We start from the raw sequence: 25,993 nt of genomic DNA on the forward strand, positions 1-25,993 counted from the left end.
CGGCCCGCGCCCGGCGCACCGGCCGTCAACAGTTCGTACGTCTCCGTCAGTTCGAGCAGGCGGGCAGGCTGCGGCTGCAGCCCGGCGACGGCGAAGCGGCCGTCCTCGGCGTGCAGGCGGCGGCGCAGCAGGACCAGCAGGTTCAGTCCGCTGGAGTCCATGAATGAGACGCCGGAAAGGTCCAGGTGCAGCGTCCTGCCGCTCAGTGGGACGACGAACGCGGCCTGTGCCAGTTCAGGACAGGTCCGCAGGTCCATCTCTCCGTTCACGGTGATCACGGTGCGGTCGGGGTGCTGCTGCGTCGTCACGGTGAAGTCGTTCATGGTTCGCCCCTCGCATCCCGGGGTCGAGCCCATCACGCCGTCCGGCGAGGACGACGTCAAGCACACGGCGTGGGGCCGCGTAAAGCCGAGCGAGACAACCCGTACCGCGCCCCGGCCACCGTGATGACCTTCGAGGACGGCGCGGGGCCTCCCACCAGACCAGGCTGGTCGTCTCCACAGCGTGGCACAAAAGGGGCAGTGCCTGCCAGTCCGCTTTCGGGTGGGCGGCCTGGCGCGGAAGCGACGGCCGCCGGACATTGTCGTACGGTCGGCGGTCAGAGCCCCGGGCCGGCGCGGCGCACGGCCCGCCACCGCCGTGCGCACGGCCCGCCACCGCCGTGCGCACGGCGTGCGGATCCGGGACCCCGACGCCCGCGAGGCGACCAACTCCCCGCTCACCGTGGTGATCTCGCCCGGCGACGAGCTCAGCGTGCAACTCGGTCACGACCCCGAGTACTTCGACCATCCGGCGTAGGTGCCGACGTCGTAAGCCTGCTGACTGACTCCCAGCCGGAGCCCTTCCCGCCGGGGGAGCGCGAGGCCGGCCCTGAGACGCCCGGCGGCCGGTCAGCTCAGGTGGGCGTCCGCGTAGACGGCCATGGCGTCCCGCTGGTATGCGGCGAGCCCGACGGCGACCCGGTCGTAGGCCTCGCGCCACTGCGCATCCTCCACGTAGGTCTGCCCGAGCGCCTTGTAAGCGGCAGCGTTCGGGGTCCACATCCGGCAGATGGCCCGATAGTGGGTGTCGACCTCGGTCTGCACCGCCGGGTCGGTCACGGGTGCGCCGGCCGCCATCGCCTTGGCCATGCGGACCATCGCCGCAGTGGCCTCCTGCTGCAGTCGCGCCACGTCGGAGTCGGTGAGCGTGTCGGCGAAGTGTCCTGCCTGCACTGCCTCCTGGGGCCACCGCTCGCGTGCGGCCGCCTCGTACCGGGCCGTGTCGAATCCCTCGAACAGGTTCTCCGGCCTGCTGATTTCCGCCATGTCGCTGTCCTTGTCCCTCTCCAGTTCGGCGATGGTGCGGCCGACTGTGGCGGCCAGCACGTCGAGCCGGTCTCGCTCCGCCAGTAGTCGTCCGTGGTGTTCTCGCAGTGCGGCCACCTGGTCGACCTGGCGCTCCAGAACCGCCGCGATCTCGCGCAGTCCGAGGCCGAGTTCCCGCATCAGCAGAATCTGCTGCAGCCGCAGCAGACCGGCCTCGTCGTAGTGACGGTGGCCGTTGCCGCCGGTGCGGGCGGGACGAAGCAACCCGATCTCGTCATAGTGCCGCAGGGTCCGGGACGTCACTCCCGACATCCGGGCCACCTCCGCGATCGGCCAGTTCATGGTCCTGCCTCTCATCGCCGGGCCGGTCTCTCCGGCCGCACCGCTGACGGTAGGAGTTGACGCAGCGGAAAGCGCAAGGGCGTGCGGCGGGACCGCGCCAGGGCGGCCGGCCCGGAGGCAGGCTCTCCGTGATCGCGCTTCCCCCGGCTCAGGACCGGGACCGGCCGACCCGGTGAGTTCCCGTGACGGACATGACCAGGGAGTACACCGAGGTCGTCGCCGTGATGAAGAGGCGGTTGTTCTTCGGGCCGCCGAAGGTGAGGTTGGAGACGGGTTCGGGAACGAGCAGCCGCCCGGTCAACGTGCCGTCCGGGTCGTAGCAGTGCACCCCGTCGTCGAGGGCGGCCGCCCACAGGCGCCCTTGGTCATCGAAACGGATGTTGTCGAAGCCGCTCCTCGGGGCCTCCGCGAAGACCTCGCCTTCCGAGAGGAAGCCTCCTTCGCGCACATCGAAGACCCGGATGTGCCGGGCCCGGGTGTCCGATACGAAGAGCTGCTGCTCGTCGAGCGAGAACACGAGTCCGTTGGGGCCGCCGAAGCCGTCCGCGACACGTCGCACCTCGCCACTGCTCTGGTCGATGCGGTAGACGTCGCACGCACCGATCTCGCTCTCGGCGCGGTGGCCCTCGTAATCGCTGGTGATGCCGAAGTCCGGGTCGGAGAACCATACCGATCCGTCGGAGTGGACCACCGCGTCGTTGGGTGAGTTGAGCCGCTTGCCCCGGTAGCGGTCGGCCAGAATGGTGATCGAGCCGTCGTGCTCGGTGCGGATCACCCGGCGATTGCCCTGCTCGCAGCTGATGAGGCGGCCCTCCCGGTCCAGCGTGTTGCCGTTGCTGTGGCCCGCGGGGGAGCGGAAGACGCCCACTGTTCCGGTGACCTCGTCCCAGCGCAGCATGCGGTCGTTGGGTATGTCACTCCAGATCAACTGGCGCCAGGCGGGCAGGTAGAGCGGCCCCTCCGCCCACCGGCAGTCGCCGTGGAGCTTCTCCAGACGCTGATCCCCACTGGCGCACCTGCCTGCGCGGAAGCGCTCGTCCAGAATGTCATACAGCCCTATTGCATCGTCGATAGACATGACTCTCCCGTTTGCATCAGATGCCGAATGTCATTCGGTGCGGGACGAGTATGGCAGAAGGCGATATGGTCGTGTCATGGCACTGGATCATCTCGACGGGATCGACCGCGCGCTGGTCGCGCTGCTGCAGGAGGACGCCGGGCAGGCGTACGCCGCCTTGGGCAGGGCGGTTGGACTGTCCCCCGGCGCGACGCACGATCGGGTCCGGAAACTCCGTGAGCGTGGCGTCGTCCGGCGGACGACCGTGGAGGTGGACCCCGGGGCGCTGGGACTCGGTGTCCTCGCGTTCGTCATGGTCGAGTCCTCGGCCTGGATGGGGGACTCGGCTCCGGCCTTCGCCGCCATCCCGGAGATCGAGGAGGCCCATGTCATCGCGGGGAGCGCCTCGGTACTGGTGAAGGTGCGCACCACCACCACCGAACATCTGCAGGATGTGCTGAGGCGCTTGTACGCGATCGAGGGTGTGAGCGGCACGCAGGCGACTGTTTCCCTGGAAACCTTCTTCGAACGCCCGCCGTCGCCGACCCTGTAGGAACCCGCCGGCCGGCCGCTGGACCCAGGCCGCGCGGATCGCGACCGCCCGCGCCGGGGTGTCCCCTCGGGGGGCGCCGCCGGCCCACCGCGCCCACCGCGTGACACGCGGGAGCCGCCGGTCGTCGTGGTGCACCGCCGCGGGCCTCGGACACCTACATGCTTTGCAGGGGGTGGACTCGCAGCCAGCCGGAGGAGCACCATGCCAGCGCAGCCGTCGCCCACGCCTCCCGACGTGTCCTCCTCGCGCGGACCCAAGCTGCCAAGGAGCCTCAGCATCTGGCAGGCCGTCGGTCTGTCCGTGGCGCTCATGGCGCCGAGCATGGCCGTCAACATCAATCCGCAGGGCACCGGAGCGTCGGTCGGGCGGGCGGTGCCCTTGGCCTTCCTGCTGGCAGGTGCCGCCGTACTGCTTCTGGCGTACGTGTTCGTCCGACTGTGCCAGCACTTCCACAGCGCCGGTTCGGTCTACGCCTTCGTCGGAGCGTCCCTCGGGCCGCGCGCGGGACTGGTCGCGGGGTGGTGCCTGCTGGGCGCGTACCTCCTTTTCGGGGTGGTGACGTCCTCAGCCGCGGGCATCTTCGGCGTCGCCTTCCTGCAGGAGACGGGCGTCTGGGCGCACCCGGCCCGGTGGTCCCCGTTCGTCCTCGTCGCGGCCGCCCTGCTGGCGGCCTTGTGGTTGAGCATGTCACCGGCGAAGCGCGGCACTCACGTGCTCATCACCGTGGAGGCCGCCACCGTCGCTCTCATCCTCGTGGTCAGCACCGTCGTCCTGGTACGCCTGCTCTCGGGGTCGGCGCCGGGCGGCAACGCCTTCACGCTCAGCGTCTTCCGGGTGCAGCCGGGCACGAGCTGGTCGGCACTCTTCCTCGGCATCGTGTTCGGTTTCCTGTCCTTCGCCGGCTTCGAAGCCGCGGCCACGCTAGGAGAGGAGGCCGTCGAACCCAGGCGTGACATTCCGCGCGCCATCCTGGGCACCGCCCTTTTCGGCGGGCTGTACTTCGTGTCCGTGACGGCCGTCGAGGTGATGGGTTTCGGCACCGATCCGGCCGGGCTCAAGGCCTTCGCGGCCTCCTCCTCTCTGCTGGGCGACCTCGGCGGCTCCTACGTCGGGTCCTGGGCCGGTGCCGCCATCACCCTGGGCACCACGGTGAGCGCCTTCGGCTGCTGCCTGGCCTCCATGGTCGGCGCCTCGCGGGTGACGTACGCACTGTTCCGCGACGTCGTCGGCGACCGTGGGCCCGGACGGGTCTCGGCCAGCGGCGTTCCGGGCGGCGCGGTCGTCCTGACGGCGGCCACGATGGGAGTGATCGTCCTGGTCTGCGCCACCCTCCTCTCCGCTCGGCCGAAGGACACGTTCCTGTGGAGCGGGACGACGGGCACCCTGATCCTCCTCGTCGCGTACGGGCTGACCACGGTCGGAGGCATTTGGCTGATCTTCGTCCGGCGGGTCATGACGGTCGCCGCGTGGCAAGTCGTGATCCCGCTGGGCGCACTGGGCATGCTCGGTTACACCCTCTACCGCAGCGTCGTCCCCTACCCCGAAGGGAAGGCGGAGCGGTGGTTCCCCGTGGTGGCGGGTGCCTGGGTCCTTGCCGCGGTCGTCCTCGTCGTCGCCGCGCCCGGCATGGCCCGTCGACTGGGCGCGGCGCTGGCGGTGGAGACGGGCATCACCGAACAGGGTCCCGCAGGGCCCCGGTCGGCTCGCCGGCGTGACGACGAGGGGAGCTGACCGCGAACGGGGTGTTTTCTCCGTGCGAGAGGGGAGCGCGCAGAACGTCCCGCTGGAGGGTGCCGGCGACGTCGTTCGTGGTGAGGAGCAGCCGAGCGGTGATCTGCTTACCCGGTGCGCGGGGTGCTATCGAGACGCTGTGACTGGTCGCCCGGACCAGATGCAGTCCATGGCCGCCGATGCGGTGCCGGTCCGGCCTCATGAACACCGGTTCTTCGGCTGAGGTGTCCCACACGGTGACCGCCAACTCGTCATCGGAGAGTCGCAGGATGAGGCCGCAGGGCCCGGGGGCGTGCCGGACAGCGTTGGAGATGAGTTCGCTGACGATGAGTTCAGCGTCCGAGCAGACGGATTCGGGCAGGGGAACGCGGCCGGTACGCGGGGCGTGGGCGAGAAAGGCCCGAAGGGCTTGACGCGCTTCCACGGCGCGGGCGGCGCCGTGGGTCCACGCGGCGCCGAAGCCCAGTGGAGTCCGCTCACTACTGCCCCGATCGTCTGCCGCCTGCTTCCTAAGCGGGATGACCATGCGGGCTCTTCCATTTTCTTCGCGTCGGTTGTCGACGGCTTGCTCGCCGCGCCCATACCCTGCCGTCCCGGATCCACACCATGGAATGGATCACACAGCCCTCGGCCGGGCGTATCACCGCAGTATGGCTGTCAGCAGGTCGGTCCCCAGCGCGCTCAGATCCGGCAGGCTGGCAGCGTAACGGACGTAGCGGCCCTGCCTGCGGGCCGTGAGCAGGCCCGCGCGCCGGAGGACGGCGAGGTGGCGGGAGACTTCCGGGGGCGACAACTCCCAGGCGTGGGCCAGCTCGCCGGTGGTGTGCGCGCCCCGGGCCAGGGTACGCAGCAGCCGCAGCCGCACCGGATGCGCGAGCGCCTCCAGCCGTAGCGTGACGGTTTCCAGTGATGCCGGCTGCGACGGGCTCGCCTCGGCGACGGGGTACTGCACCACCGGATGCCACCCGGGCGCGTGAATGGCCACCAGGTGCGGGCGGCCGAAGACGGTGGGGAGGAAGGTGACCCCCCTGCCGTGGGCGGAGATCGCCCGGTCCTGCAGCTTGTCCACGATGATGCAGCTGCCGTCAGGGTCCAGGGTGACGGAACTGGAGACGGACGCGACAGCCGCCTTGATGCCCTGGCGCTTGAGCAGGTCGTGCTTCAGGCGCACGTCGGTTGCCAGTTGCACGGTGACGCCCGACCAGGCCGTTTCGAAGAAGGCCTCGGCGCACTGCTCCAGGGTGTGACGCACCCGTGCGCGCACGGCTCGGGGGTTCGAAAGGAGCCGTTGCGCGAAGGCCTCCTGGAGTGCTCCGCGGGCCTGGGCGAGGTCCAGTGCCCGCTCGCGCGCCATCGCGTCGGTCAGCGGTGACGGGGCGGTGAAGCGGAGCCGGTTGCTGCCGCACGTGGTCACGAGCGCGGCGGTCACATAGGACTCGTCGTCGATCCGGTCGACGTCGTCCAACTCCTCGGTCAGAGTCGGTCGGGGGCGGGCCGGGACAAGGAAGTCGGCTCGTGAGGAACGCCAGAGGAACTCGGCCTCCCTGAGCCGCTCGGCCAGCTCCGGCCGCAGTCCCGCCCAGACGTTGCCGGCCCAGCCGGCGAACTGCGGGTGATGCGCGGGTTCGGCCAGCACGTGCAGCATCGCGGTCAGCTCGGCCAACGGAGAGGCAGCGAACCGCAGCCCTTGGGACGGCATGCCGCTGATGTCGATCCTCAACGTCATCCCTTCATTCTCGCCGAACGCACCGCCGACGACCGCGTCGATTGACGGTGTCCGTCAACCGGCGTGGCCCCTCCGGCAGCCGAAGCGACCGTGGACGCCATGGCAACCACCACCCGGATCCAGCCGCGCGCCCTCGTCCGTGCCTTCGGAGGGCCCCGCTATACCGTCGCCCTCGCCGTGGACGCGCTCGGCACCGGCTTGCTGCGACCCTTCGTGCTGCTCTACGGAGTGACGGTGCTCAGGCTGTCCGCGTCCGCCACCGGCATGGCCATGACGGCCGGCAGCGTCGTGGCTCTGGTGTGCGTGCCCGCGGTGGGCCGATGGCTGGACCGGGGGGCACGAAGCGCGGTCGTGGCGGCGTCGATACTGGTGCGGGCGGCGGGCGTGGCGCTGCTGCTGGCCGCCCCGGCCACGCACGTCTGGCCGTTCGCGACGGCGGTGCTCTTGCTCGGCGTCGGCAACCAGGCATGGCCGGCCGCCCATGCAGCTGTCGTGGCCACGCTCGTCCACGGCCGTGAACGTGACGCCGCTCTCGCCGCGGGCCGTGCCCTGCGCAACGCCGGCCTGGGGGCGGGCGCCCTGGTCGCCACCGCGTCCCTGGCGGGTGGTGCCTGCGCACTGAGAGCGCTGGCAGCCGTCACCGCCCTTGCCTACCTGGGCGCGGCAGCCTTGGCATGGTCGGTCCGCCTGCACACCCGTCCGGACGCTGTTCCAGCCGACGACGGGCCCCAGGGGCGCGCACCCAGGATGCGCGCGCTGCTGGCCGCCAACGTCGTCTACGTCTTCTGCCTCAACGTCCCCGAGATCGCCCTGCCCCTCATCCTGGTGACCCGGTTGCACGCATCCCCGGCGTGGTCGGCAGCCGTCTTCGTGACGAACACGGTGCTGGTGGTCAGCTTGCAGGTGCCGGTCACCCTGCTGATGTCCCGCCTCTCCCGGCGGCGCGTGCTCACTCTCGCCGGTGTGGTCCTGGCCGCCTCCTACCTCGGCTTCCTCACGGCCACCTCGGTGGGACACGCCTGGAGCGCCCCGTCCGTGGCCGGGGTGACCGTGGTCTGCACCATCGGAGAGATCCTCTACGCGGGCAGCGCCGCCGCGCTCGTCACCGCTTTGGCCCCTGCCCCCGTCCTGGGGCGCGCCCTGGCCCGCTTCCAGCTCTCCACGGGGCTCGGGCTCGCCGTCTCCCCGGCGGTCATCACCGCTCTGGACTCCCACGGACCGGCCGTCCTCTGGGGCGGCCTGGCTGCGGTCACGCTGCTGGCTGCCTCCGGCGTGGCCGCCGAGAAGGACCCAGGAACCGACTCGGTGGTCGCTGCCGCCCCGGGCGGGGGGCAAGTTCGTCAGCCCGGGAATCGCCCGGGCGGCAACCGCGGCGTCGAATACACCGTCACGGACCCCGCCGGAAACCGCCGGTGACGGCTTGTCGAGTCCGGCGGTCGCCTCGACCCACTGTCGGCACAGTCGATGTGCCCACGAGTGATGGTGCGACGACCCGACGCCACGGCCCCGTGCCGCTACGTCAACGAAGCGTGCCGACGACGGCGCAGGAGTTGCCGATGTTCTCGTGGCTGTCACCGGTGACCGCACCGGTGACGGGGGCGAAGGCGAGGCCGCCGTCGAGCGTCTGCCCGCAGCGCACGAACTGCCTGTTGCCGGAGGGGCCGTCGTTTCCGTAGTCGCAGGCGTGCGCGGCTGTGCCGACCAGCCCCACTCCGCCGGCCATCACCATCACGGCAGCCCTTGCGAGCTTCTTCATCGCGTCTCTCGTTTCTCTAACTACCGGTCACCACAGACCGTGCATGGACGATTGCAGAATGTAACAGATCTCGCGCCTGCCGTCACAACTCACCCATGGCGCCATGATTCGGTATGAAAGTCACTCAAGAGGGAGGAAGAGGCCGAGTCGGCTGCCTTCAGCTCTTCGGCTGTGGCGCCTGCCCCATGAAGAGGACCACCGCGGGCAGTCCGCTGACACCGGTGATCGTGATCCGCGCGTCGGCGAAGCGGAAAGGGAGCGACCGCACGGCCGGCGAGGCGGCACCGGACACGGCCGGCCCGTACCGGAACACGCGCCGGCGCCAGAAGGGGGCCGCGATCATCGACGCGGTCGAGTGCGGCATGATCGGCAGGGTCCTGCTCCGAGCTCGTCCTCATCGGCACGGCAGCCTCCCAGGGCGCCTACGAGCTGGAGACCGTGGTCGCGGGGGGCGACCGCGACCGAGGGGTCGTGTCCCCGCGCGGCCGGTGCCGGCAGGTCCTCCTCGACTGCCTCCTCGCCCTCAAGGCCATCGTCGACGAGGGCGGGGACGTCCGGACCGTGCGCTTCACCGACCTGCTGCCGGCAGGTTACGTCTGGGCCGACCACCAGCTCGCGAGCGAGTAACCGCGCCTCACGGCGCGGGCGGACACCAGCCCGAGGAGCCCTCCTGCCTCGAGCCGGCGTCAGGTCTGCGCCGCCGTGTACGGGCGGGGCCTCGCCCCGGCCCGCAGGCAGTCGAGAAGCACCGGACGCGCTCGCCCCGTCGGCCGGGGAGCGGACGGCAGCGGTACGGGGGTGGCAACCCGCGGCGGTGCCGGTGACCGTGCCCTCAGCGCTCCGCCCCGGTCTCGTTCCCGGGCAGTTCGGGAGGAAGCCAGGGGACGGTGATGGCGAGGTGTCCGTCGTCGTCCGGCTGAGGGGAGTCGAGAGCCCGCATGCAGATCGCCAGGTGGTCGGCCACACGGCTGGTGAAGCCCTCGTCCGGGGTGGCCGTGCCGTACGGGCGGAGACGAAATTCGTCATCCGACGGTGGATGTCCGCCCAAGTAGCGCGCGGTATCGGTGTTGACGGCCCAGCAGGCCAGTGACACCTTCGCCTGGTCGTCCGTCAGCCACCGCACGCGTACGTGGGCGCACAACGTGAAATCGTCCCCGCCAAGGGTGACCGTGTTGTTGAGCTGATGGCCCGTGGAGCGGCGTTCCATCAGCTCACGGACGGCCGGCGCCACAGTGTGGCGCGCCATGGGCTCTGCGTAGACCACCCGACGACCTCCTCACCACAGGTGGAGAGCAGCCTCGCATGCGGGGGCCCACAACCGCTACGCCGAAGTACCGCCGGACCCCACGGAGTTCCTCGCCGCGATCGGAGCGTGCGCAAAACCGGCGGGAGCCGGTGACCGGCCGGAGCGGGCCGGAGACCAGTGCCGCGGTCGCGTCGGAGCGGGGGCGCCGGTACCTTGCGCCGGAGCGGGAGCCCGGGCGGGCGGTCCGCCGACCGTCCGCCCGGGGGATTTCGCGCGGCCGCGGGACCGCGGCCCCTACCGCAGCCCGTTGTCCAGCGCGGTCATCAGCTGACCGCCGGGGGTGTCGCCGGACATCTCCCAGACGAAGCCGCCCAGCAGACCCTCGGACTTGATCCAGGCGGTCTTCCTGCCGATCGACCAGGCGTCGTCGAAGGACCACCACTGGCCGTTCGGACCGGTGTAGCCGAACGTCGACACCGACTGGTCGTCGTGGTGGACGGTCATGTTCGGGAAGCTGGTGATCAGGTTGTTGTAGCCGCGGACCCCGGCCTCGGTGTCGAACTGGCCGGGTGCGGCGCCGTTGGCGTCCTGCCACTCGCCGCTGACCCCGCCGTCGGAGACCTGCTGCCAGCCGCGTCCGTAGAAGGGGAAACCCACTGTCAGCTTGCGGGGGTTGACACCAGCGTCGAGATACGCCTTGATCGCGTTCTCGATGCTGAAGTGGAACGGGTAGGGGTCCTGCGCGTCGGTGTGGAGGTTGGACGCGTCGCCGGTGCGCTTGGGCTCCCAGGAGTTGTCGCTGCCCGAGCCGTGGAAGTCGTAGCCCTGGACGTCGGCGTAGTCGAGGGAGTCGAAGACGCGGCTGAGGTCCCAGCCGGCGGAGATCTTCGCCGGGTCGGCCGGGGTGAACGCGGTGAGCAGCCGGTGCGGGCCGCCGAGCGCGTCGAGCTGCTTGCGGAACTCGGCGAGCAGGGCGGTCAGGTTGTCCTTGTCCCGGGTGCCGTAGTGGTTGCCCGGGTGGCCCTCCGAGCCGGGCCACTCCCAGTCGATGTCGAAGCCGTCGAAGATGCCGGCCGCGGTGCCCGGCCCGCCGGCGCCGTTGTAGACCGGCAGATCACCCTTGATCCACACGTCGATGCAGGACTTGACGAACCTCTCCCGGGAGGCCTGCGTGGCCGCGGCGTCCGAGAAGAACTTCGAGTAGGTCCAGCCGCCGATCGACGCGAGGACTTTCAGCTTGGGGTACTTGGCCTTGAGTTTCCGCAACTGGTTGAGATTGCCGCGCAGTCTGCCCCAGCCGTCGTCGGCGATCCCGTCGACCGATTGGTCGGCGGACATGGGCCGTGCGTAGTCGGCGTCCGCGTCGCCCGCGTCGGTGCCCTGGTCGGGATCCTCAGGGTCGGTGGAAGTGCCCTTGGTCACACCGGCCTTGCAAGTGAGGTCCTTGGAGTCCAGGTTCTCGAAGGCGTAGTTGACGACGTCCAGCTTCGCCGCGGCACCGGAGGTGTCCAGGTTCCTCACGAAGTACTGCCGTCCGTAGATTCCCCACTGCACGAAGTAGCCCACCTTCAGCTGCTTGCCCGTGCCGGCCACGTCGTCGGTGGTGACGCTGACGGCGTTGGAGGCGGCCGAGCCGTTGTCGGCGGTGTCGCGGGCCTTGACGGTGAAGGCGTAGGCGGTGGCCGGGGAGAGCCCGTCCACCGTGGCCGTCGTGGTCTCCGCCCCGACCGATGTCGCCAGCGTGCCGCCGCGGTACACGTCGTACGCGGCCACGCCCACGTTGTCGGTGGACCTGTCCCAGGCAAGGCTGACGCTGGAGGAGGTCTTGCCGGTGGAGCGCAGGTTGCCCGGCGCGGACGGCGGCGTCGGGTCGGTCGACGGGTCCACCGTCTTGACGGTCAGCGGGGAACCGGCCGGTCCGGTGTTGCCTCTCGTGTCCTTGGCCCGCACGGTGAAGGTGTAACTCGTCGCCGGGGCTAGGCCGGTGACCGTGGCCGAGGTGCCGCTGGTGGTGGTGACGGTGCCGCCACCGCTGAGGACCTCGTAGGAGGCCACCGGGTGGTCGCCGGGCTGCGCGGCGGACCAGCTCAGCGCGACCGAGTGGGCGGTGACCGCGGTCGCCTTCGGTGCGCCGGGGACGGTCGGCGGCACGTCGGGCGTGCCGTCGCACTTGTCGCCGTTGACCGTGCAGCCGGTCGGCGCGGCGGCCGTTCCGGTGGCCGTGAACCAGTAACTGTACGGCTCGGTGGTGCCGCCTGCCGGTACGTTCGCGTTGTAGAAGGCGTTCCTGACCGTCATGTGGCGGCCGGAGACGGTCACGTCGCCGTTGTAGTTGCCGGTGATCGACACCCCGGCCGGCAGATCGAATTCCAGGGTCCAGCCGTCGACCGCGGACGTGCCACCGTTGTGCACGATGTACGTGCCCTTCCACCAGGAGCCGTTGTCCTGCGTGGTGAACGTCGCCGTCAGTGTTCCGGCCGCGTGGGCGGGTGAGGCGAGGGCGGTGAGCGCCGCGAACGGCAGAAGCAGCGCCGCCCCGAGGACGGCGATTCGCCGCCGCAGCGGCCGGGCGCCTCCCGCGCCGGACGGGCACGTTGCGCGCACGACGCGAAGCGGTCCTCTGTCGCGCCGCGGTGTTCCTGCGAGAAGTGGTCTGCGCCTGTGGAACATGGCTCTCCCTGTCGTGGTGGGGTGGAACAGGGGTGGGGCGAACCGTGCGTGTGCGGATGTGGGGAACCCCGACGAAGGCGGCCGGGCACGCGGGGCCACGTGGGGAAGAAGCGCCCCGGGGCACGGCCGGCACCGCCTCCGGTCGGGCGCCCACAACGTAGAAGGTCTGGACCAATGCGTCAATAGGTCCGTCCGGACACGGGTGACCGGCGGGGCCGGACCGTTCGTGTGGTGCTCCTGTGAGGAGACGGCCACCGTCTTCCGAGCCGTTGCCCATATCGCCGGCATCTCTGGTCCGCCCGCCGAACCGGGAGGACCCGAGGGTCGGTTCCACGGTTCGCGACAGGAATCGGTAACGGGCCGGCCCGGGTTCAGTGCGGTCGGACGGCCGGTTGTGAGCCGGTGCCCGGCTCGGTGGCGAGGAGCGTGGTGATCTCGCCGGCGAGACGTGGGCCGAGTTGTCCCCAACCGTCCTTGTAGCCGTAGACGGCGGCCAGGGTGCGGGCCTCGTAGTCGCCGTTGAGGATCTCGATGTCGGTGGCCGTGATGAGCGAGGGGTGCGCGACGCCGACGGCCGCGGAGAGCTTCGTCAGCTCCTTGCGCAGGGTGCGCAGGTAGACAGCGGCCCGCGTGGCCTTCGAGGCCGGGTCGAGGCCGCGGGCCAGCCAGGCGCTCTGGGTGGCGATGCCGGTGGGGCACTTGTCGGTGTGGCACTTCTGCGACTGGATGCAGCCGATCGACAGCATCGCCTCACGCGCCACGTTGATCATGTCGACGCCCAGGGCGAAGGCGACCGCGGCGTTCTCGGGCAGACCGAGCTTGCCGGAGCCGATGAAGGTCAGGTCGTCGGTCAGCCCGCGCTCGGCGAAGGTGCCGTAGACCCGGGAGAAGCCCATCCGGAACGGCAGCGACACCGAGTCCGCGAAGGTCAGCGGCGCTGCTCCGGTGCCGCCCTCGCCGCCGTCGACGGTCACGAAGTCGACACCGCGGTCACCGCGTGCCATCAGCGTGGCCAGCTCCCGCCAGAAGCCCATCTCTCCCACCGCGCTCTTGATGCCGACCGGCAGGCCGGTCTCGGCGGCGAGCAGCTCGACGAAGTCGAGCATCGAGTCGACGTCACGGAACGCCGTGTGCCGCGACGGGGAGGCGCAGTCCTTGCCGACCGGTATGCCGCGGATGGCGGCGATCTCCTCGGTCACCTTCGCGCCCGGCAGCATCCCGCCCAGCCCCGGCTTGGCGCCCTGGGAGAGCTTGATCTCGATCGCCCTGACGGGGGCGCCGACGACGGTGTCCTTGAGCTTGTCGAGGTTGAAGCTGCCGTCCTCGTTGCGGCAGCCGAAGTACGCGGTGCCGATCTGCAGGACGAGGTCGCCGCCGTTGCGGTGGTACGGTGACAGGCCGCCCTCGCCCGTGTTGTGCAGCGTGCCCGCCAGCGCCGCGCCCTTGTTGAGCGCGGTGACCGCTGCCCCGGAGAGCGATCCGAAGCTCATCGCCGAGATGTTCACCACGCTCGCCGGCCGGAACGCCTTGGCCCGCCCGCGCGGGCCGCCGAGCAGCTTGGCGGAGGGCAGGGAGGACTGCGGGTCGTGGCCGCCCCGCGCCTCGGACAGCGCGTCGGCGAACGTGCGCTGCTTCAGGTACGCGTGCCCCTGCACGTGCTCGACGTCGACGTCGGTCCCGAACCCGAAGTAGTTGTTCTCCTCCTTCGCCGACGCGTAGATCCAGGTGCGCTGGTCCCGGCTGAAGGGGCGTTCCTCCTCGTTGGAGGTCACGATGTACTGGCGCAGCTCCGGCCCGATCGTCTCCAGCAGATACCGGGCGTGCCCGATCAACGGGAAGTTCCGGAGCAGCGCGTGCTTCTTCTGGACGAGATCGCGGGCGGCCACCAGCGCCAGTGCTGCGGCGGCGGCCGTGCCAATGCTCCGGGCGCGCATGAACGTTCCTCTCCTCGGTGGATCCGTCGAAGAACGCCAGATGTTATTAGAGACGCCCGCGACGACCATGCGCCGGGGTCGAAGGGGCGAGCCCGGGCTCAAGACCCGTAGCCGAAATCCGTTCCACCGCAGGCCTCGATCAGCCAGTACAAGGAACCACTGCCGAACGGCAACCGGGTAGTGACCACCTCAACCCGGCCACCGCGTAGCGCTGGCCGGGCTCACGCCGCCACCCGGGCCCCCAGCCGCACGGACGACTTCTTCCCGGCCGGCGGCGCGGCGCTCCAGTGACGTTTCTCCGGTGAAGCCGTTGCGCCGTTGGGGTGAGTAAAGGGCGGCTCAAGGTCAACCCAGTCAATAGCCACGGGATGCTTTCGTTTCGGCAAAGGCTGTCGGATCTCGTCCGGCAACCCCCCACAGCACCCGAGGAGTTACGCCTTGACGTACGGGAAAGAGCTGCGTGAGCAGATCACCGCGCCGGGTACCACCCCGCTGATCGGCGTGTACGACATGTACTCGGCGTCGATCGCGGCCGGGCACTACGACGGAATGTTCGTCTCCGGCTTCGGCTTCGCGGCGTCCTACTACGGACTGCCGGACATCGGCTTCATCGCCTGGCCGGACATGGTGGCGTTCGTGCAGCGGCTGCGGGGCGCCTTCCCCGCGCACCATCTGCTGGTCGACATCGACGACGGCTACGTGGACGCCGAGGTCGCCTGCCACGTGGTGGAGGGGCTGGAACGCATCGGCGCCTCCGGCGTGATCCTGGAGGACCAGAAGCGGCCACGCCGCTGCGGGCACGCCGACGGCAAGCAGGTGCTGCCGCTCGACGAGTACCTCGTCAAGCTGGAGAAGGTACTGGCCACCAGGCAGGACCTGGTGGTGGTGGCCCGCACGGACGCCACCGACGAGGCCGACATGCTGCACCGGGCCGAGGCCCTGGCGGCCACCGACGCGGACGTGATCCTCGTGGACGGCATCCGCAGCGTGGAGTGGATCCGCACGGTGCGCGACGCGGTGGGGGACAAGCCGCTGCTGTTCAACCAGATCGCCGGCGGCAAGTCGCCGCGCCTGTCCCTGGGCGAGCTGTCCGGACTCGGCGTCGACGTCGCGATCTACAGCACCCCGTGCCTCTTCGCGGCGCACGAGGCGATGGACAGCGCGCTGGCCGAACTCAAGCGCGCCGACGGCCGGTTGCCCGTGGTGGACACAGCGCGCGGCATCGGAGTACAGGCCTCGACGCGCCTGCTGGAGCGCAACATGGCGCATCGGCGGCCCGAGCGAGCGGGCGTGTGAGCAGGCGCGGACCGGTGGCGGTGCTCGTCGCCGCGGCGCTGCTGGGCGGGGCGGTGCCCGCGGCCACCGCGGGGGACGAGACGGGCGGCACCAGCCTGATCACCGTCATCGACAACTCGCACGCCGACTCGATCCTCGAGGTCGACCGCACCGCGAACGTCCAGACCGGCAGCGGCACCGCGGGCAGCGACCACGACGGCAGCGCCGTCGACCTGATGCAGACACTCGTGGGCGCGGCACACGGGGAGGAGGACGACCGCTGAGGGGCCGAGCTGCTGTTTGGCCAACGCCCCTTGGAATAGCTGACTGAACCGGCGGGCTTGCGGGAAGCGTACGGCGAGTTCGGCTCGGGTCGACGGCCGCCGCGCGCGTAGGAGCGAGCATGAAGGGTTCCGGAAACCGCACCTCACGTGAGGAGCGGTTTCCGGAACCTCTTCGCCTGCTGTGACCGGTTTCGCAATTCATGGAGGATATGTGCCACCGAAAAGGCGTGAGGAGAAGATGACCGCGGAGGAGCGGATGGTCGCCTGGTGTCCGGCGAGCGTCTCGCAAAGTTCTGCCGGGACAACGGTCTCGGCAGAAGTCTTCCAGCCGGCCACGATGAGCACTAGCGCCTTGGTCCCGGCCTCACCCGCGTCGGTCAGCGGCACGTCGGCGAGGTGGAGGCCGGCCTGGCCGCGGAGACGGGCAGCGCCGCGTTCCGCGTCGCCCTCGGCCACTGGGCCGGCGCCGCCGAGAACCGCGACCTGCGCGACGTCATCCACGACACCCTGACCCGCCTTCGAACCCTGACCGCCGCCGGGACCCCGTCTGGTGTGGGATCCGCGGCGAGCACGCGAGGCGCGTCGACGCCTCGCAGGAGACAGGTCCCGTCCGACATCAGCGAGCGGTCGCGTCAGACCTGGTAGCGGATGAGGAAGTTGACGTATGCGTTCGCCGGGCGGGTCTCGGGGTCTCCGCCGCCGATGGCGTGCGAATGCGCTCCGCCGGAATCGGTGTCCGCGCCGCCGTCGTTCCAGATGGACCGGTAACCCCCCGTCTCTGCGGCGGACGAGCTGTCGGTGGGGACGCCGGAAACGGAGTGCGTGTGGGAGCCCGCGTCGAACACGTCGAACGAGGAGGTCGTCGGCAGGGCGGCCGCGTGCTGCTGCGTCGAACCGACGTTGTCGCCCGCGACTCCGCCCGGGGCCGCCGCGGTCCGGCCGGCCGCGTCAGGGTCGCGTCCCGTGTTGTCGTCAACGCCGCGCAGCATGTATCCGCGGTAGTCGGGCAGGTTGAAGGTGGAGGTGCCGTTGCCGCCGTGCAGCGTGCCGATCACCGCGAACAGGTCCGGGTAGTCGGTGGGGCGCAGTCCCCGTCCGTCACAGTACAGCCAGCCCTGTGCCTCCAGCGCGCCCGCGTCGACGAGGGCGCCGTAGGGCACGATGCTGCCGACCACCAGATCACCCAGCGGTACGACCGGCTTGGTGGAATCCTGATCCGTCATGGTTCGCTCCCTCACGAGGTTGTGCCGTAGAAGATCAGGTAGTTGAGGTAGACGTTGACCGGGCAGGTGTCCGCGTCCGCGCCGCCGATGGTGTGAGTGTGGCCCCCGGCGGAGTCGGTGTCGGCGCTCGCGCTGTTCCACTTGGCATAGTGGGACGCCGAGACTTCGGGGTGGGAGGCATCGGTCGGCAGATGCTGGACCGAATGGGTGTGGGCGCCGTCGCTGTTGCCGGTGCTGAAGGCCGCTCCGGCCGGCAGCGCCGTGGACCTGCCCTGGACCGAGCCGACCTGGTCGCCTGTCGCGCCGCCCTGGTTGGCCGCCGTTCGGCTGCCGGCGTCCGGGTCGCGCCCTGTGCCGTCGTCGACGCCGCGCTGGAACTGCCCGCGGTAGTCGGGAAGGTTGAACGTCGAGGTGCCGTCACCGCCGCCGTGCTGGGTGCCGATCACCTGGAACAGGTCGGCGTACGTGGCGCGGGACAACTCGGTGCCGTCGCACAGCAGCCAGCCGGCCGGCGGCTGCGCGTTGCCGGAGACGACGCCGCCGTAGCCGACGACCGAGCCGACCAGTACACCGTTGACGGGGATCACCTGGGTGGGCCGGCTCTCCTGCGCAGTGCTCATCGTCGTCCTCATCCGTTGAACTTGATCAAGAAATATACGTATTTGTTGATCGGGCGGGTTTCGGCGTCGCCGCCGGACAGGGTGTGGTTGTGGTCGCCGGCGGTGCCGGTCTGCGAGTTGGTGTCCGGCCAGATCCCGTAGTGGCTGCCGGCGACCGCCAGTCCCTCCGTGTCCGTCGGCAGATGCTGTACCGAGTGCGTGTGATCACCGGAGCTTGAGGTGGTGAAGGAATTGGCGGGCAGCCCGGTGTGGCAATCCTGGGCGGAACCGGGGTTGTTGCCGGACAGTCCGCCGTTGTTGGACGGGGTCCGCGTGAGGACGTAGGGGTCGCGTCCGGCGCCCAGATCGACGGCTCGGGTGAACCGGCCGCGCAGGTCCGGCAGGAAGAACGTGCCGTGGCCCGCGCCGAAGTTGCCGCCGATGGCGGCGTACAGGGCCGGGTAAGTCGCCTGGTCCAGTTGAGATCCGTCACAGTAGAGCCAGCCCTGGCTCTGCAGCCAGGAATTGTCCAGCTCGCCGGCGAAGGCGACGATGGTGCCGACCGGGATCGGCGAGGACGTCGTGTCTGCCATTGCTCTCCTCAGCGGGTGTCGTCGTTGCGTTCACACCTGCAGCCGTCCGCCGATGGTCCTCATCCAGAACCTCAGGGGAACGGGCCCGTGGGTCCACAGAGGCGGATGGATGCCGGCTTCCCGCAGCACGCTCTGGGCGTATGTGGTGCAGTTGTTGGTGAGGTACGAGTAGGGCGGCCTCGCTGCCGACGCGACCTGCGCCTCGGCGAAGGCGCGGGCTCGTCCGGCGTTGGCAGCGGGAACGTCGACCGCCCTCCAGAGCATGCTCCGCGACACTCTTCCCGGCTCGAGCAGGTAGTCGGCAGGCATGATCCGCGTGTTCGCGTCGAGCAACGTCAAGTGGGTGGACCGGACTTCGGCCGGCGGCTGCGGCGTTCTCGTCCCCACCAGCACGTGCCCGTTGGGGCGCCCCGGGAGCGTCTTGCGGTACGCCACGATGTGCATCTCGCCCCGGTCGGCGGCGGCCGCACCGCGGCCCGCCCTGACGGTCCGGTTCGTGCGCAGCATCGGACCCCGGCCGAGAACACCGCCGATGGCGCCGCCGCCGAGGCCGCCGAGCGCCCCCTGCCACGCGGCGGTGCCGCCGCCCTCGAGGAAGTCCTTTCGCTGGTACGCGTTGAGCGTGCCGTTGGTGAGGAAGCCGTCGAGGGTCCCCAGTCCCGCCCCGATGAACGTCTCCGCGGCGAACGCGCCGGCGGTGCTCGCGCCGAAGGCCGCCGGCACGAACCCGAGTCCGGCCGCCGCCGCGCCGAAGGCCGCGCCGAGACCGACCATGATGCCCCACTCCGCCACGTCGAAGGTGCTCCTGGACGCGTCGGCGTGGCCGAACCCGTAGGCGGCGCTGGCGATTCCGCCGCCGATGAGCGCGCCTCCCACGACCGTCCCCGCGACCATCCACCCGAGAGCGAGGCCACCTGTCGCGACGGTCAGCAGGATGCCGCCGGCAATGGCCACGATTCCGCCGACGACGGCTCCGAACGCCGCCCATGACCAGGCGAAGGCGCCGCTCGGGTCGGACCCGTTGACCGGGTCGCCGCTGGCGTACAGATAGGGGCTCGGGTACTGGCCGAGGGGGTCGGTGCTCAGGAACCGGCCGATGGCCGGGTCGTAGACGCGTCGCGGGAACAGGTACAGGCCGGTGGCGGGGTCGCGTTCGATTCCGGTGAACAGGTAGGGGTAGGTGGTCGTGGCGCCCAGGTCCAGCGGGCTGCCCAGGAAACCGCCGGAGGGCAGGTAGTTGAAGGCGCCGACGAGGCCGGTGCCGTCGTACAGCGCCCGGGTGGAGCCGAGTCGTCCGCGCAGCACATAGGTGGTGCCCTCGGGCGACCAGACGGCGAGGACGCCGCCCGGACCCGGCACCAGACAGCCGACGCGGTGAGCGCCGGAGGCGTCGGTGTGGTGCAGAGCCAGGGGTCCCGCGTCGCCGGGGACGTAGAGCCGCTGCCCGTCGGGGCCGGCGCGGTGCAGCAGCGTGCCGGCCGGGTCGTGCTCCAGGCGCAGCGCCCCGGCGGCATTGCGCAGCCCGGCGGGAAGCCCGGTGTCCGGCTCGTAGCTCAGGTCGGACACGCCCAGCGGTGGGGCTTCGGTGACGTCCCCGTCGCGGTCGTAGCCGAACGGGTCCGTCTCGACGCCGTCGTCGATCGCGTGCAGCCGGTTGGTGCCGGCCTGGTAGCGCAGTCGCTGGGTCAGGTCGCCGACGGTGCGGTCGAGGAGGTTGCTGTTCGCGTCGTAGCTCAGCCCGCTGAGACCGGGCCCTTCGCCGGCATCGCTTTCGGCCGCGGCGAGACGGCCCAGGGCGTCGTAGGCGTAGCGGTAGTCGAAGTCGGGGACGAAGCCGTCCTGGCGTACTCCGGTGAAGCTGGTGGTGACGCGGGCCGCCCGGCCGTCGTGGTAGCCGGCGCCGTCGGGGCCGCCGGTGGTGTAGTCGGTGGTCTCGGTCAGGTAGCGGTCACTGACGGAGGCGAGCCAGCCGGGCGGGGTGTAGCGGTAACGGCGGGTCAGTTCGGCCGGCCCGTCCGGCGCCAGCACCTCCTCGGACAGCGCGCCGTCGGGGGTGTAGGTGAAGCGCGCCAGGTCGGTTGATCGCCCAAGGTGGTCACCGGTGACGCCGACCAGGTCGTTGAAGCCGTCGCTGCGCAGGGTGGCGGTGAAGGCGTCCGGTCCCAGCCCGGTGTCGTAGGTGATGCCGGTGACCGCGCCGGTGGCGTCGTGGCGGAACGCGACCGTGTGCGGTGCGCCGTCGTCGTAGGCGGCGACACTGACGGTGCGTGAGGTCACCAGGCCGAGCTCGTCGTAGGCGTACGTGGTGCGGGTAGCCGGTGTGTCGCCGTTCGCGGGGCCTGACCAGGCCTGCCACAGCCGGCCGTACAGGCGTGGGTCGCTGCCGTCGCCGTCGTAGCGGTAACGGGAGAGCCACGTGCCCGGTGCCGGCAGCCACTGCGGTTCGTCGGCGTGTGCCTGGAGCCGGTCGCGGTCCCAGGCGACCTCGCAGGTGCCCCCTTCGAGGAGTCTGCCGAGGCTGTCGTAGGCGCGGTAGTTGAGGTAGCCCTCGGCGGCGGCCTGCGGGAGCCGGCTGAACCGCAGCCGCCCCAAGGTGTCGTAGACGTATTCGGCGCTGCCGTCGAGGTCGGGGCCGGTGATGGAGAGGGGGTTGCCGAAGAAGTCGTACTCGGTCCGCTCGACGAAGCGTTCCCGGTCGCTGACTCGGGTGTCGACCAGGTTCGGCTGTTCGTGGCGCACCACATTGCCGTACGGGTCGTGGAAGTTCCGCGCGAGCGTGAACGTGCCCGGGGCGCCGGCGAGGTCGCCCTGTGCGGTGGCCACGGTCCGGCCGAGCCGGTCGGTCCAGGTTCGCGCCGTGCGCCCTTCGGGGTCGATGACCGCGGTCACCGGGTACGCCCCGGCGGGCAGGTCGGGCAGCAGCGGTTCGTCGGTGTTGATGCGGTATTCCGTGCGGGTGGTGTGCCGCTGCGCGGCCGGTTTCGAGGTGTCGACGGCGAATGCCTTGCCCGGCCGGCCCGCCTCGATCGGGCGGCCCAGCACGGAGGGTTCGAAGACGGTTCGGGAGAACGGGTAGCCCTCGTCGTCGGGGTGGGCGCGGGTCAGTTCGCAGTCGCCCATCGCGCCGGTCGCCGGGGCGAGCGCGGTGACCAGGCCGTCCCGGTAGCCGACCGGCTCGCCGTCGACCTCGATGCTCTTGGTCGACACGGCGGGGCGGCCGGCGTCGTCGTACCCGGTCGCCGAGACCCGCAGCCGGGTGTCGTCGATGCGCTGGAGCTGGTACGGGCGGCCGGCGTTGTCGTTCCAGGAGATCCCGGCCACCGGTTCGGCGCCGACGGCGATCCACCGCACCGCCGCCTTCCCCTCGCAGGCCAGCTCGACCGGTCCGGCGAATCCGCCCGAGTCGAGCTGCTGGAGCACCAGTTGGCCGTCGACGTACCAGAGGATGCGGTGCGGCCAGACGGCCAGCAGGAGGTCGGTACCGGCCGGGCCGGCGGCCGAAACAGCCTTGGTGCCGTCCGGCCGGTGCAGCGACCAGGCGCCGTCGGCCCAGCGCACCGACCAGCCGCCGCCGAAGGTCAGCCGCAGCGGTCCGGTAACCGGCGGGTCGCCGGCGAGGCCGAAGCGCAGCAGATGACTTCCGCGTGGCGTCTCACGCAGGGTCAGCGTGCCGGTGCCGGTGGACTCGTGGCGCAGCCGGCCCGGCGTCTGGCGCCAGCCGGTACTGGGCTGCCACTGCGCCTGCCACTGGCTGCCCTGCCGGAAGTCGGTGAAGCTGCCCCGCTCGCGCAGCGCGACCATGAGCGAGCCGTTGGGCCGTCGCGGGTCGAAGCTGTCCCGGTCGCTGCGCCAGAGCTGGTCCGCGGACATGGACAGCGGCGACCCGTCCGGGCCGATCTCGACGACGGGGCGTTGTAGCAGGTCGTAGGCGATGCGGCGGGAGTCTCCGAGGATGTCCACGGTGCCGCACAGTTCCTGCCCGTCGGGGGAGTACACCGAGGCGCGTAGGCAGGCCTGGACCGGCGCGAAGGCGATGTCGTCGATCAGCATGCAGCGGTGGTCCTGCCGGCTGGTGACGCTGAGGGTCAGGGACCGGATGGCGCCGACGCCGAGCGACTGCGGGTCGATGAGCTGGTGCATCCAGCGCCATTGGTCGGCGGTGGCGGGAACGGCGGTCACGATCGAGGCCGTGCGGTGCTCGCCGCGGACCGTGATCCGCCATGCCGCGAGGTCGGGGTCGGTGACGAACCCCGGCTCCGTGCACACCCAGCACGAGAGTTGGTAGCTGCGGTCGCCGCGGGCGGGGGCGAGCTCGTTGGTGATGCCGACGGCCGTGTCCGGGTCGCCGGGGATGGCCAGCCGCCGCGATCCGGAGTGCGCCGCGCCCTCGGTGATGTAGTCCGCTGGGTCATGGCCCGCCGGGGTGAGGGTCCAGCCGCCGGGGTCCTCGTACTCCTCGAAGCCGTAGTAGCACGCCTCGTCGGCGCGTGGATCGGCGTCGGCCGTGGTCGCGACCGCGAAGCGGCGCTCGCGGTCGTGGATGACGGCGGCCATGTGGTCGCCGGCGTCCAGCGCGGCCAGCGGCTGCGCCCTCTCGGTGACGCCGAGCACCTGACGGACCCGCAGCCAGTGCGGGCCGGGGTCGGCGCCGGCCTCCCAGCCGGCGAAGTCCGGTGTGCCGGTGCCCATCCACTCATATCCGCGGTGGGCCGCCCAAGGGCCCCAGGCGTTGGAGTAGGTGGTGACCGTGCTGCCGGTGACGACGTCGGCGGTCAGGTCGGCGGTGGTCACCTGGCCCACCGGGACCAGGCAGTTGAGGTCGGCCAGTTGCTGGTACGTCTGCCAGGCGTAGGCCGTGTCGCGGCTGAGCCGTCGTCTGACGCCGCTGTCGTCGATGTTCTCGGTGAGCTCGCGGCACGGCTGTCCCTTGGCGTTGTACTCGTACTCGGCGGCCGTCTCCAGCCAGCCGTACACGACGACGTCCGTTCCGTCGGCGACGATCTGGTACCGCGCGCCAGTGGCGTCGGTCAGTGTCCACCGCCGGCCGGGCCGCTCGACAGCGACCGTGAGCGGGCCGGTCAGCGCCAGTCCCGCGGCGCCGAACCGGTCCCGCAGCGCGGTCGGCACCTTCCGGCTGTCGAGGCCGGTGATCCCGTCCAGCCCGCATGACAGCAACTGGCCGGTGGTCGCCTCGGTTTGACGCCGCAGTCTCGTGTAGGCGCCGGCGATGCGCTCGTCGCTGTCACCACTGGTGTACGTGTACGGATAGTTGACGCTCTCGCTGACCTGACGGCCGTCGGCGTCGTAGCCGCGGGAGCGGAACAGCTGCCCGTTGAGCTGACTGAAGCAGTTACGGGCGTTGGTGTACTGACTGGAGGGCGGGTAGACCACGCCCGGTACCGTCGGGCTCAGTCCGTTGAAGAAGACCCGCTCGACCCAGCCGTTCTCACCGTCGCCCGGCGTCGACCGCACGGTCACGTACTGCGTCACCAGACCGTAGGGGTCATAGGTGGCGGTCGCCGTGTCGTAGGCCAGGGTGGTGCGCCGGGTCTGGTAGCCGGTGTCGTTGCTCACCTGAACGACGGGGTAGGCCACCAGCCGTGTGGCGACGGCGGAGCCGACCACCCGGTAGAGGGACAACTGGGTGGACTTGTCGAAGTCCGGGCCCCGGTAGGTGACGAACGTGGCGGGTCCGGTGAGGATCTGGCCGGGCTGGGCGTCCGGCACCACCACGTGCTCACCGGACAGCGCCTTGGTGTCCAGTACCCCGCCGTCGGCCAGGGTCAGTACATGGGTCGAACCCCCGCCGTCCTGGTAGGCGAGGTACGCCGGCGCCGCGTTGACCACGGTGGTCAGATCCGCGTCCGCGGGAAGGGTGTACACCTTGGCCCAGGTACCGTCGGGGGTGTGCCGCAGCAGTTCGCGGCCCGCTGTGCGGTATCCCCCGGAGATCGACGGCAGCCCGCGGGCGGATCCGCTGGGACGGGCCTTCGAGCGCCAGGCGTTGCCGTAGGGGTCGAACTCGTAGAGCTCACTGGTCCACCGGTCGTCGGACTGCACCGTGGTGACATAGGCGGCGTCGGCGGCGTAGCTGTACGTGTACCGGGGCCCGGCGACCGGTGTGATCCCGGCGATCGCCTGCCAGCGGGCACCGTCGAAGCGGAACAGGTGCTGGCCGTTGCCGACCGTCGACCCGTTCACCACGACGTACCCCACCGGGTTGCGCACGTCCAGCGGCTGCGCCCCGTCGGCCTTCACCTGCGGACCGAACCGGTACGTCGAGGACCACGTGAGGAGCCGGGTGGCGTACTTGACGGACTTCGATGGTTCGTCGATCGCGGTGACGAAGCCCAACGCGGCGAAGGACGCGCCGGTGGCGAGCATGTGCTCCGGACGGGTCGCCGTCCAGTCGACGTCCACCGTCTCGCTGACCGTGTCCCCGCGCAGCCAGCGCCGCTCGGGGTTGCGGTAGTAGACCGTGGTGCTCAGTGTCCGGCCGGTGCCGGCGTAGGTGGTGGCGACGCAGAAGTTCACCCCGCCGGAGAGCAGGACCCGGGCGACGTTGGCGAGCCCGAAGCCGTGTTCCACCCAGCGTGAGCCGATCGGATCCCAACTGAGGATCTTCAGCTGCCCGGCGGCGGCGTCGGCGACCGCGAGGAAGTCGGCGCCGACACTCACCGCCGGGTCGGCAATCGGCTGCCCGAGACTGACCTGGTACGCGGAACGGTCCCACTGGCCGAAGCGGAACTGGTCGGCACGCACCACGTAGACCCGGTACTGCCGGCTGCGCGCGTCGCGGTACCAGACCGCGAAGAACCCGTCACCCGTCAGCACCCGCAAGGTCCCCGGAACCGCTGACCATTCGCGGGTGTCCTGCTGGCTCGACCAACTGCCGTTCCACGAGTACACACTCGTCGTCACGCGGCCCGTGGTGGAGTTCTCCCAGGTGACCACCGTGTACGTCGGCCCGTGCCAGACGCGAGGCGTCCAGCTCGCGCCGGGACTGGTGACGGGCACCCGCAATGTGGTGTTGGGCAGCTCGACGGCCTTGTAGACATAGGCCGCACGGCCGCCCTGCGGTGTGAGCACGCTCTTCAGCGCGCCCGGGAGCGGTGCTTCGGCACCGTGGTAGTCGAACTCCACACCGGGCAGCACCACACCGTTGCCGTCCGGTACCTCCTGGCGCACCGCCGCGAGATACCGCTTGGTGTACGCGCTGCCCTTCCCCGATCCCGAGACGTCGCGCAACTGGTAGTCCAGACGGGTGGTCAGCAGCAGAGCACCCTCGCGGTCCCGGACGTCGATCCGGTCGAGGTAGTGGTCGTCGAGGCGGTACTGGTAAGCGTTGCGCCCACCGGGCGGCGGCACTTGGGGTGCCGGGGCTTCGAACGGCTCCTTGAGCAGATACGTGAATTCGACGGCCCGCCCGAAGACGTCGACGATCCGCCGCAGTCGGCAGGACCGGCTGTACCACGCGTCCGTGCCGACGCCGATCGCGACGTCGTCCGTGTCGTATGCGAAGGACATCGTGTCGCCGGCCATGGAGCGGACCTCGTGCAGGTTCCAGGCGACCGGGAAACTCACTCCGTCGGCCGCCGTGGACGGACCGATCCAGTTGCCCCACCGCACGCCCCACTGCACGGCTCCCCGGCCGTAGGTGTACGTGGTGCCGTCGTCACGCACGATCTGCCAGTACT

Annotated in this window: 21 protein-coding genes and 1 pseudogene; 7 read left to right on the forward strand and 15 right to left on the reverse strand. The window is 70.7% G+C overall.

Annotated elements, in window-relative coordinates; all coding sequences use genetic code 11:
- On the reverse strand, positions 1 to 323 hold a 323-nt coding region (locus IE249_RS12200; RefSeq protein ID WP_189704796.1), incomplete at its 3' end, for an STAS domain-containing protein.
- A gap of 316 nt (positions 324 to 639) precedes the next feature.
- Here IE249_RS12200 and IE249_RS12205 point away from each other — a divergent pair.
- Positions 640 to 798 carry a hypothetical protein gene (locus IE249_RS12205; RefSeq protein WP_189704797.1) on the forward strand — a complete coding sequence of 53 codons (159 nt, stop codon included), beginning with the start codon at positions 640 to 642 and terminating at the stop codon, positions 796 to 798.
- Positions 799 to 890: 92 nt separating this feature from the next.
- Here IE249_RS12205 and IE249_RS12210 read toward each other — a convergent pair whose 3' ends face one another.
- Positions 891 to 1,649: a MerR family transcriptional regulator gene (locus IE249_RS12210; protein ID WP_189704798.1), complete on the reverse strand. Its 759-nt coding sequence runs from the start codon at positions 1,647 to 1,649 to the stop codon at positions 891 to 893.
- A 148-nt stretch (positions 1,650 to 1,797) separates the two neighbouring features.
- Positions 1,798 to 2,727 carry an SMP-30/gluconolactonase/LRE family protein gene (locus IE249_RS12215; protein WP_189704799.1) on the reverse strand — a complete coding sequence of 310 codons (930 nt, stop codon included), beginning with the start codon at positions 2,725 to 2,727 and terminating at the stop codon, positions 1,798 to 1,800.
- A 76-nt stretch (positions 2,728 to 2,803) separates the two neighbouring features.
- Between IE249_RS12215 and IE249_RS12220 the strand changes: the two genes are divergently transcribed.
- Together IE249_RS12220 and IE249_RS12225 are read left to right on the forward strand one after the other, a co-directional pair.
- Positions 2,804 to 3,259, forward strand: a complete 456-nt coding sequence (locus IE249_RS12220; RefSeq protein WP_189704800.1) for an Lrp/AsnC family transcriptional regulator — start codon at positions 2,804 to 2,806, stop codon at positions 3,257 to 3,259.
- A gap of 201 nt (positions 3,260 to 3,460) precedes the next feature.
- Positions 3,461 to 4,990 carry an APC family permease gene (locus IE249_RS12225; RefSeq protein WP_189704801.1) on the forward strand — a complete coding sequence of 510 codons (1,530 nt, stop codon included), beginning with the start codon at positions 3,461 to 3,463 and terminating at the stop codon, positions 4,988 to 4,990.
- Here the strand turns inward: IE249_RS12225 and IE249_RS12230 are convergent.
- Positions 4,929 to 5,516, reverse strand: a complete 588-nt coding sequence (locus tag IE249_RS12230) for an ATP-binding protein (protein WP_189704802.1) — start codon at positions 5,514 to 5,516, stop codon at positions 4,929 to 4,931. The genes IE249_RS12225 and IE249_RS12230 overlap by 62 nt on opposite strands.
- A 114-nt stretch (positions 5,517 to 5,630) precedes the next feature.
- Positions 5,631 to 6,716 carry a DUF5937 family protein gene (locus tag IE249_RS12235; protein ID WP_189704803.1) on the reverse strand — a complete coding sequence of 362 codons (1,086 nt, stop codon included), beginning with the start codon at positions 6,714 to 6,716 and terminating at the stop codon, positions 5,631 to 5,633.
- Between the two features lie 99 nt (positions 6,717 to 6,815).
- Here IE249_RS12235 and IE249_RS12240 point away from each other — a divergent pair, with 99 nt between their 5' ends.
- Complete coding sequence (locus IE249_RS12240) at positions 6,816 to 8,132, forward strand: MFS transporter (protein ID WP_189704804.1); 1,317 nt, start codon at positions 6,816 to 6,818, stop codon at positions 8,130 to 8,132.
- A gap of 103 nt (positions 8,133 to 8,235) precedes the next feature.
- Here the strand turns inward: IE249_RS12240 and IE249_RS12245 are convergent, their stop codons facing one another.
- Positions 8,236 to 8,472, reverse strand: a complete 237-nt coding sequence (locus IE249_RS12245) for a hypothetical protein (RefSeq protein WP_189704805.1) — start codon at positions 8,470 to 8,472, stop codon at positions 8,236 to 8,238.
- Between the two features lie 157 nt (positions 8,473 to 8,629).
- Positions 8,630 to 8,836, reverse strand: coding sequence for a hypothetical protein (locus tag IE249_RS12250; protein WP_189704806.1), 207 nt, complete (start codon positions 8,834 to 8,836; stop codon positions 8,630 to 8,632).
- 2 nt (positions 8,837 to 8,838) lie between these two features.
- Between IE249_RS12250 and IE249_RS37055 the strand changes: the two are divergent.
- Positions 8,839 to 9,099 (forward strand): annotated as a pseudogene (locus IE249_RS37055) (cytidine deaminase); the annotation flags it as partial.
- 205 nt (positions 9,100 to 9,304) lie between these two features.
- Here the strand turns inward: IE249_RS37055 and IE249_RS12260 are convergent.
- The 3 genes from IE249_RS12260 to IE249_RS12270 form a co-directional block, all read right to left on the reverse strand.
- On the reverse strand, positions 9,305 to 9,718 hold the full coding sequence (locus tag IE249_RS12260) for a hypothetical protein (RefSeq protein ID WP_189704808.1): 414 nt from the start codon (positions 9,716 to 9,718) through the stop codon (positions 9,305 to 9,307).
- A 294-nt stretch (positions 9,719 to 10,012) separates the two neighbouring features.
- Positions 10,013 to 12,388 (reverse strand): glycosyl hydrolase family 18 protein, encoded by a 2,376-nt coding sequence (locus tag IE249_RS12265; RefSeq protein ID WP_189704809.1) that lies wholly within the window; start codon positions 12,386 to 12,388, stop codon positions 10,013 to 10,015.
- A gap of 371 nt (positions 12,389 to 12,759) precedes the next feature.
- The gene (locus IE249_RS12270; protein ID WP_189704810.1) at positions 12,760 to 14,322 is read right to left on the reverse strand and encodes an FMN-binding glutamate synthase family protein; all 1,563 of its coding nucleotides are present in this window, start codon (positions 14,320 to 14,322) and stop codon (positions 12,760 to 12,762) included.
- A gap of 438 nt (positions 14,323 to 14,760) precedes the next feature.
- On the opposite strand from IE249_RS12270, the gene IE249_RS12275 reads away from it, so the two are divergent.
- A complete protein-coding gene (locus IE249_RS12275; RefSeq protein WP_189704811.1) occupies positions 14,761 to 15,618 on the forward strand; it encodes an isocitrate lyase/PEP mutase family protein in 858 nt (285 codons plus the stop codon).
- Positions 15,615 to 15,881, forward strand: a complete 267-nt coding sequence (locus IE249_RS12280; RefSeq protein WP_229858230.1) for a hypothetical protein — start codon at positions 15,615 to 15,617, stop codon at positions 15,879 to 15,881. Before IE249_RS12275 ends, IE249_RS12280 begins: the two co-directional genes overlap by 4 nt.
- A gap of 198 nt (positions 15,882 to 16,079) precedes the next feature.
- Here IE249_RS12280 and IE249_RS12285 read toward each other — a convergent pair whose 3' ends face one another.
- From IE249_RS12285 to IE249_RS12305, 5 genes are all read right to left on the reverse strand, one after another.
- Positions 16,080 to 16,382 carry a hypothetical protein gene (locus IE249_RS12285; protein ID WP_189704812.1) on the reverse strand — a complete coding sequence of 101 codons (303 nt, stop codon included), beginning with the start codon at positions 16,380 to 16,382 and terminating at the stop codon, positions 16,080 to 16,082.
- Positions 16,383 to 16,513: 131 nt separating this feature from the next.
- Positions 16,514 to 17,104, reverse strand: a complete 591-nt coding sequence (locus IE249_RS12290) for a phage tail protein (RefSeq protein WP_189704813.1) — start codon at positions 17,102 to 17,104, stop codon at positions 16,514 to 16,516.
- Positions 17,105 to 17,115: 11 nt separating this feature from the next.
- Positions 17,116 to 17,724, reverse strand: coding sequence for a phage tail protein (locus IE249_RS12295; RefSeq protein WP_229858232.1), 609 nt, complete (start codon positions 17,722 to 17,724; stop codon positions 17,116 to 17,118).
- Positions 17,725 to 17,732: 8 nt separating this feature from the next.
- Entirely contained in the window at positions 17,733 to 18,296 is a 564-nt protein-coding gene (locus tag IE249_RS12300) for a phage tail protein (RefSeq protein WP_189704815.1), read from the reverse strand.
- Between the two features lie 30 nt (positions 18,297 to 18,326).
- Positions 18,327 to 25,979: an RHS repeat-associated core domain-containing protein gene (locus IE249_RS12305; protein ID WP_229858235.1), complete on the reverse strand. Its 7,653-nt coding sequence runs from the start codon at positions 25,977 to 25,979 to the stop codon at positions 18,327 to 18,329.
- Positions 25,980 to 25,993 lie beyond the last annotated feature (14 nt).

It is taken from the genome of Streptomyces anandii JCM 4720, assembly GCF_014650655.1.
GTDB classification, from domain to species: domain Bacteria; phylum Actinomycetota; class Actinomycetes; order Streptomycetales; family Streptomycetaceae; genus Streptomyces; species Streptomyces anandii.

Coding starts and splice junctions, on each gene's coding strand:
- IE249_RS12215 (WP_189704799.1), bottom strand. CDS start 2,727: ATGTCTATCGACGATGCAATAGGGCTGTATGACATTCTGGACGAGCGC.
- IE249_RS12210 (WP_189704798.1), bottom strand. CDS start 1,649: ATGAACTGGCCGATCGCGGAGGTGGCCCGGATGTCGGGAGTGACGTCC.
- IE249_RS12220 (WP_189704800.1), top strand. CDS start 2,804: ATGGCACTGGATCATCTCGACGGGATCGACCGCGCGCTGGTCGCGCTG.
- IE249_RS12230 (WP_189704802.1), bottom strand. CDS start 5,516: ATGGTCATCCCGCTTAGGAAGCAGGCGGCAGACGATCGGGGCAGTAGT.
- IE249_RS12240 (WP_189704804.1), top strand. CDS start 6,816: ATGGCAACCACCACCCGGATCCAGCCGCGCGCCCTCGTCCGTGCCTTC.
- IE249_RS12270 (WP_189704810.1), bottom strand. CDS start 14,322: ATGCGCGCCCGGAGCATTGGCACGGCCGCCGCCGCAGCACTGGCGCTG.
- IE249_RS12250 (WP_189704806.1), bottom strand. CDS start 8,836: ATGCCGCACTCGACCGCGTCGATGATCGCGGCCCCCTTCTGGCGCCGG.
- IE249_RS12245 (WP_189704805.1), bottom strand. CDS start 8,472: ATGAAGAAGCTCGCAAGGGCTGCCGTGATGGTGATGGCCGGCGGAGTG.
- IE249_RS12235 (WP_189704803.1), bottom strand. CDS start 6,716: ATGACGTTGAGGATCGACATCAGCGGCATGCCGTCCCAAGGGCTGCGG.
- IE249_RS12225 (WP_189704801.1), top strand. CDS start 3,461: ATGCCAGCGCAGCCGTCGCCCACGCCTCCCGACGTGTCCTCCTCGCGC.
- IE249_RS12260 (WP_189704808.1), bottom strand. CDS start 9,718: ATGGCGCGCCACACTGTGGCGCCGGCCGTCCGTGAGCTGATGGAACGC.
- IE249_RS12295 (WP_229858232.1), bottom strand. CDS start 17,724: ATGAGCACTGCGCAGGAGAGCCGGCCCACCCAGGTGATCCCCGTCAAC.
- IE249_RS12300 (WP_189704815.1), bottom strand. CDS start 18,296: ATGGCAGACACGACGTCCTCGCCGATCCCGGTCGGCACCATCGTCGCC.
- IE249_RS12265 (WP_189704809.1), bottom strand. CDS start 12,388: ATGTTCCACAGGCGCAGACCACTTCTCGCAGGAACACCGCGGCGCGAC.
- IE249_RS12290 (WP_189704813.1), bottom strand. CDS start 17,104: ATGACGGATCAGGATTCCACCAAGCCGGTCGTACCGCTGGGTGATCTG.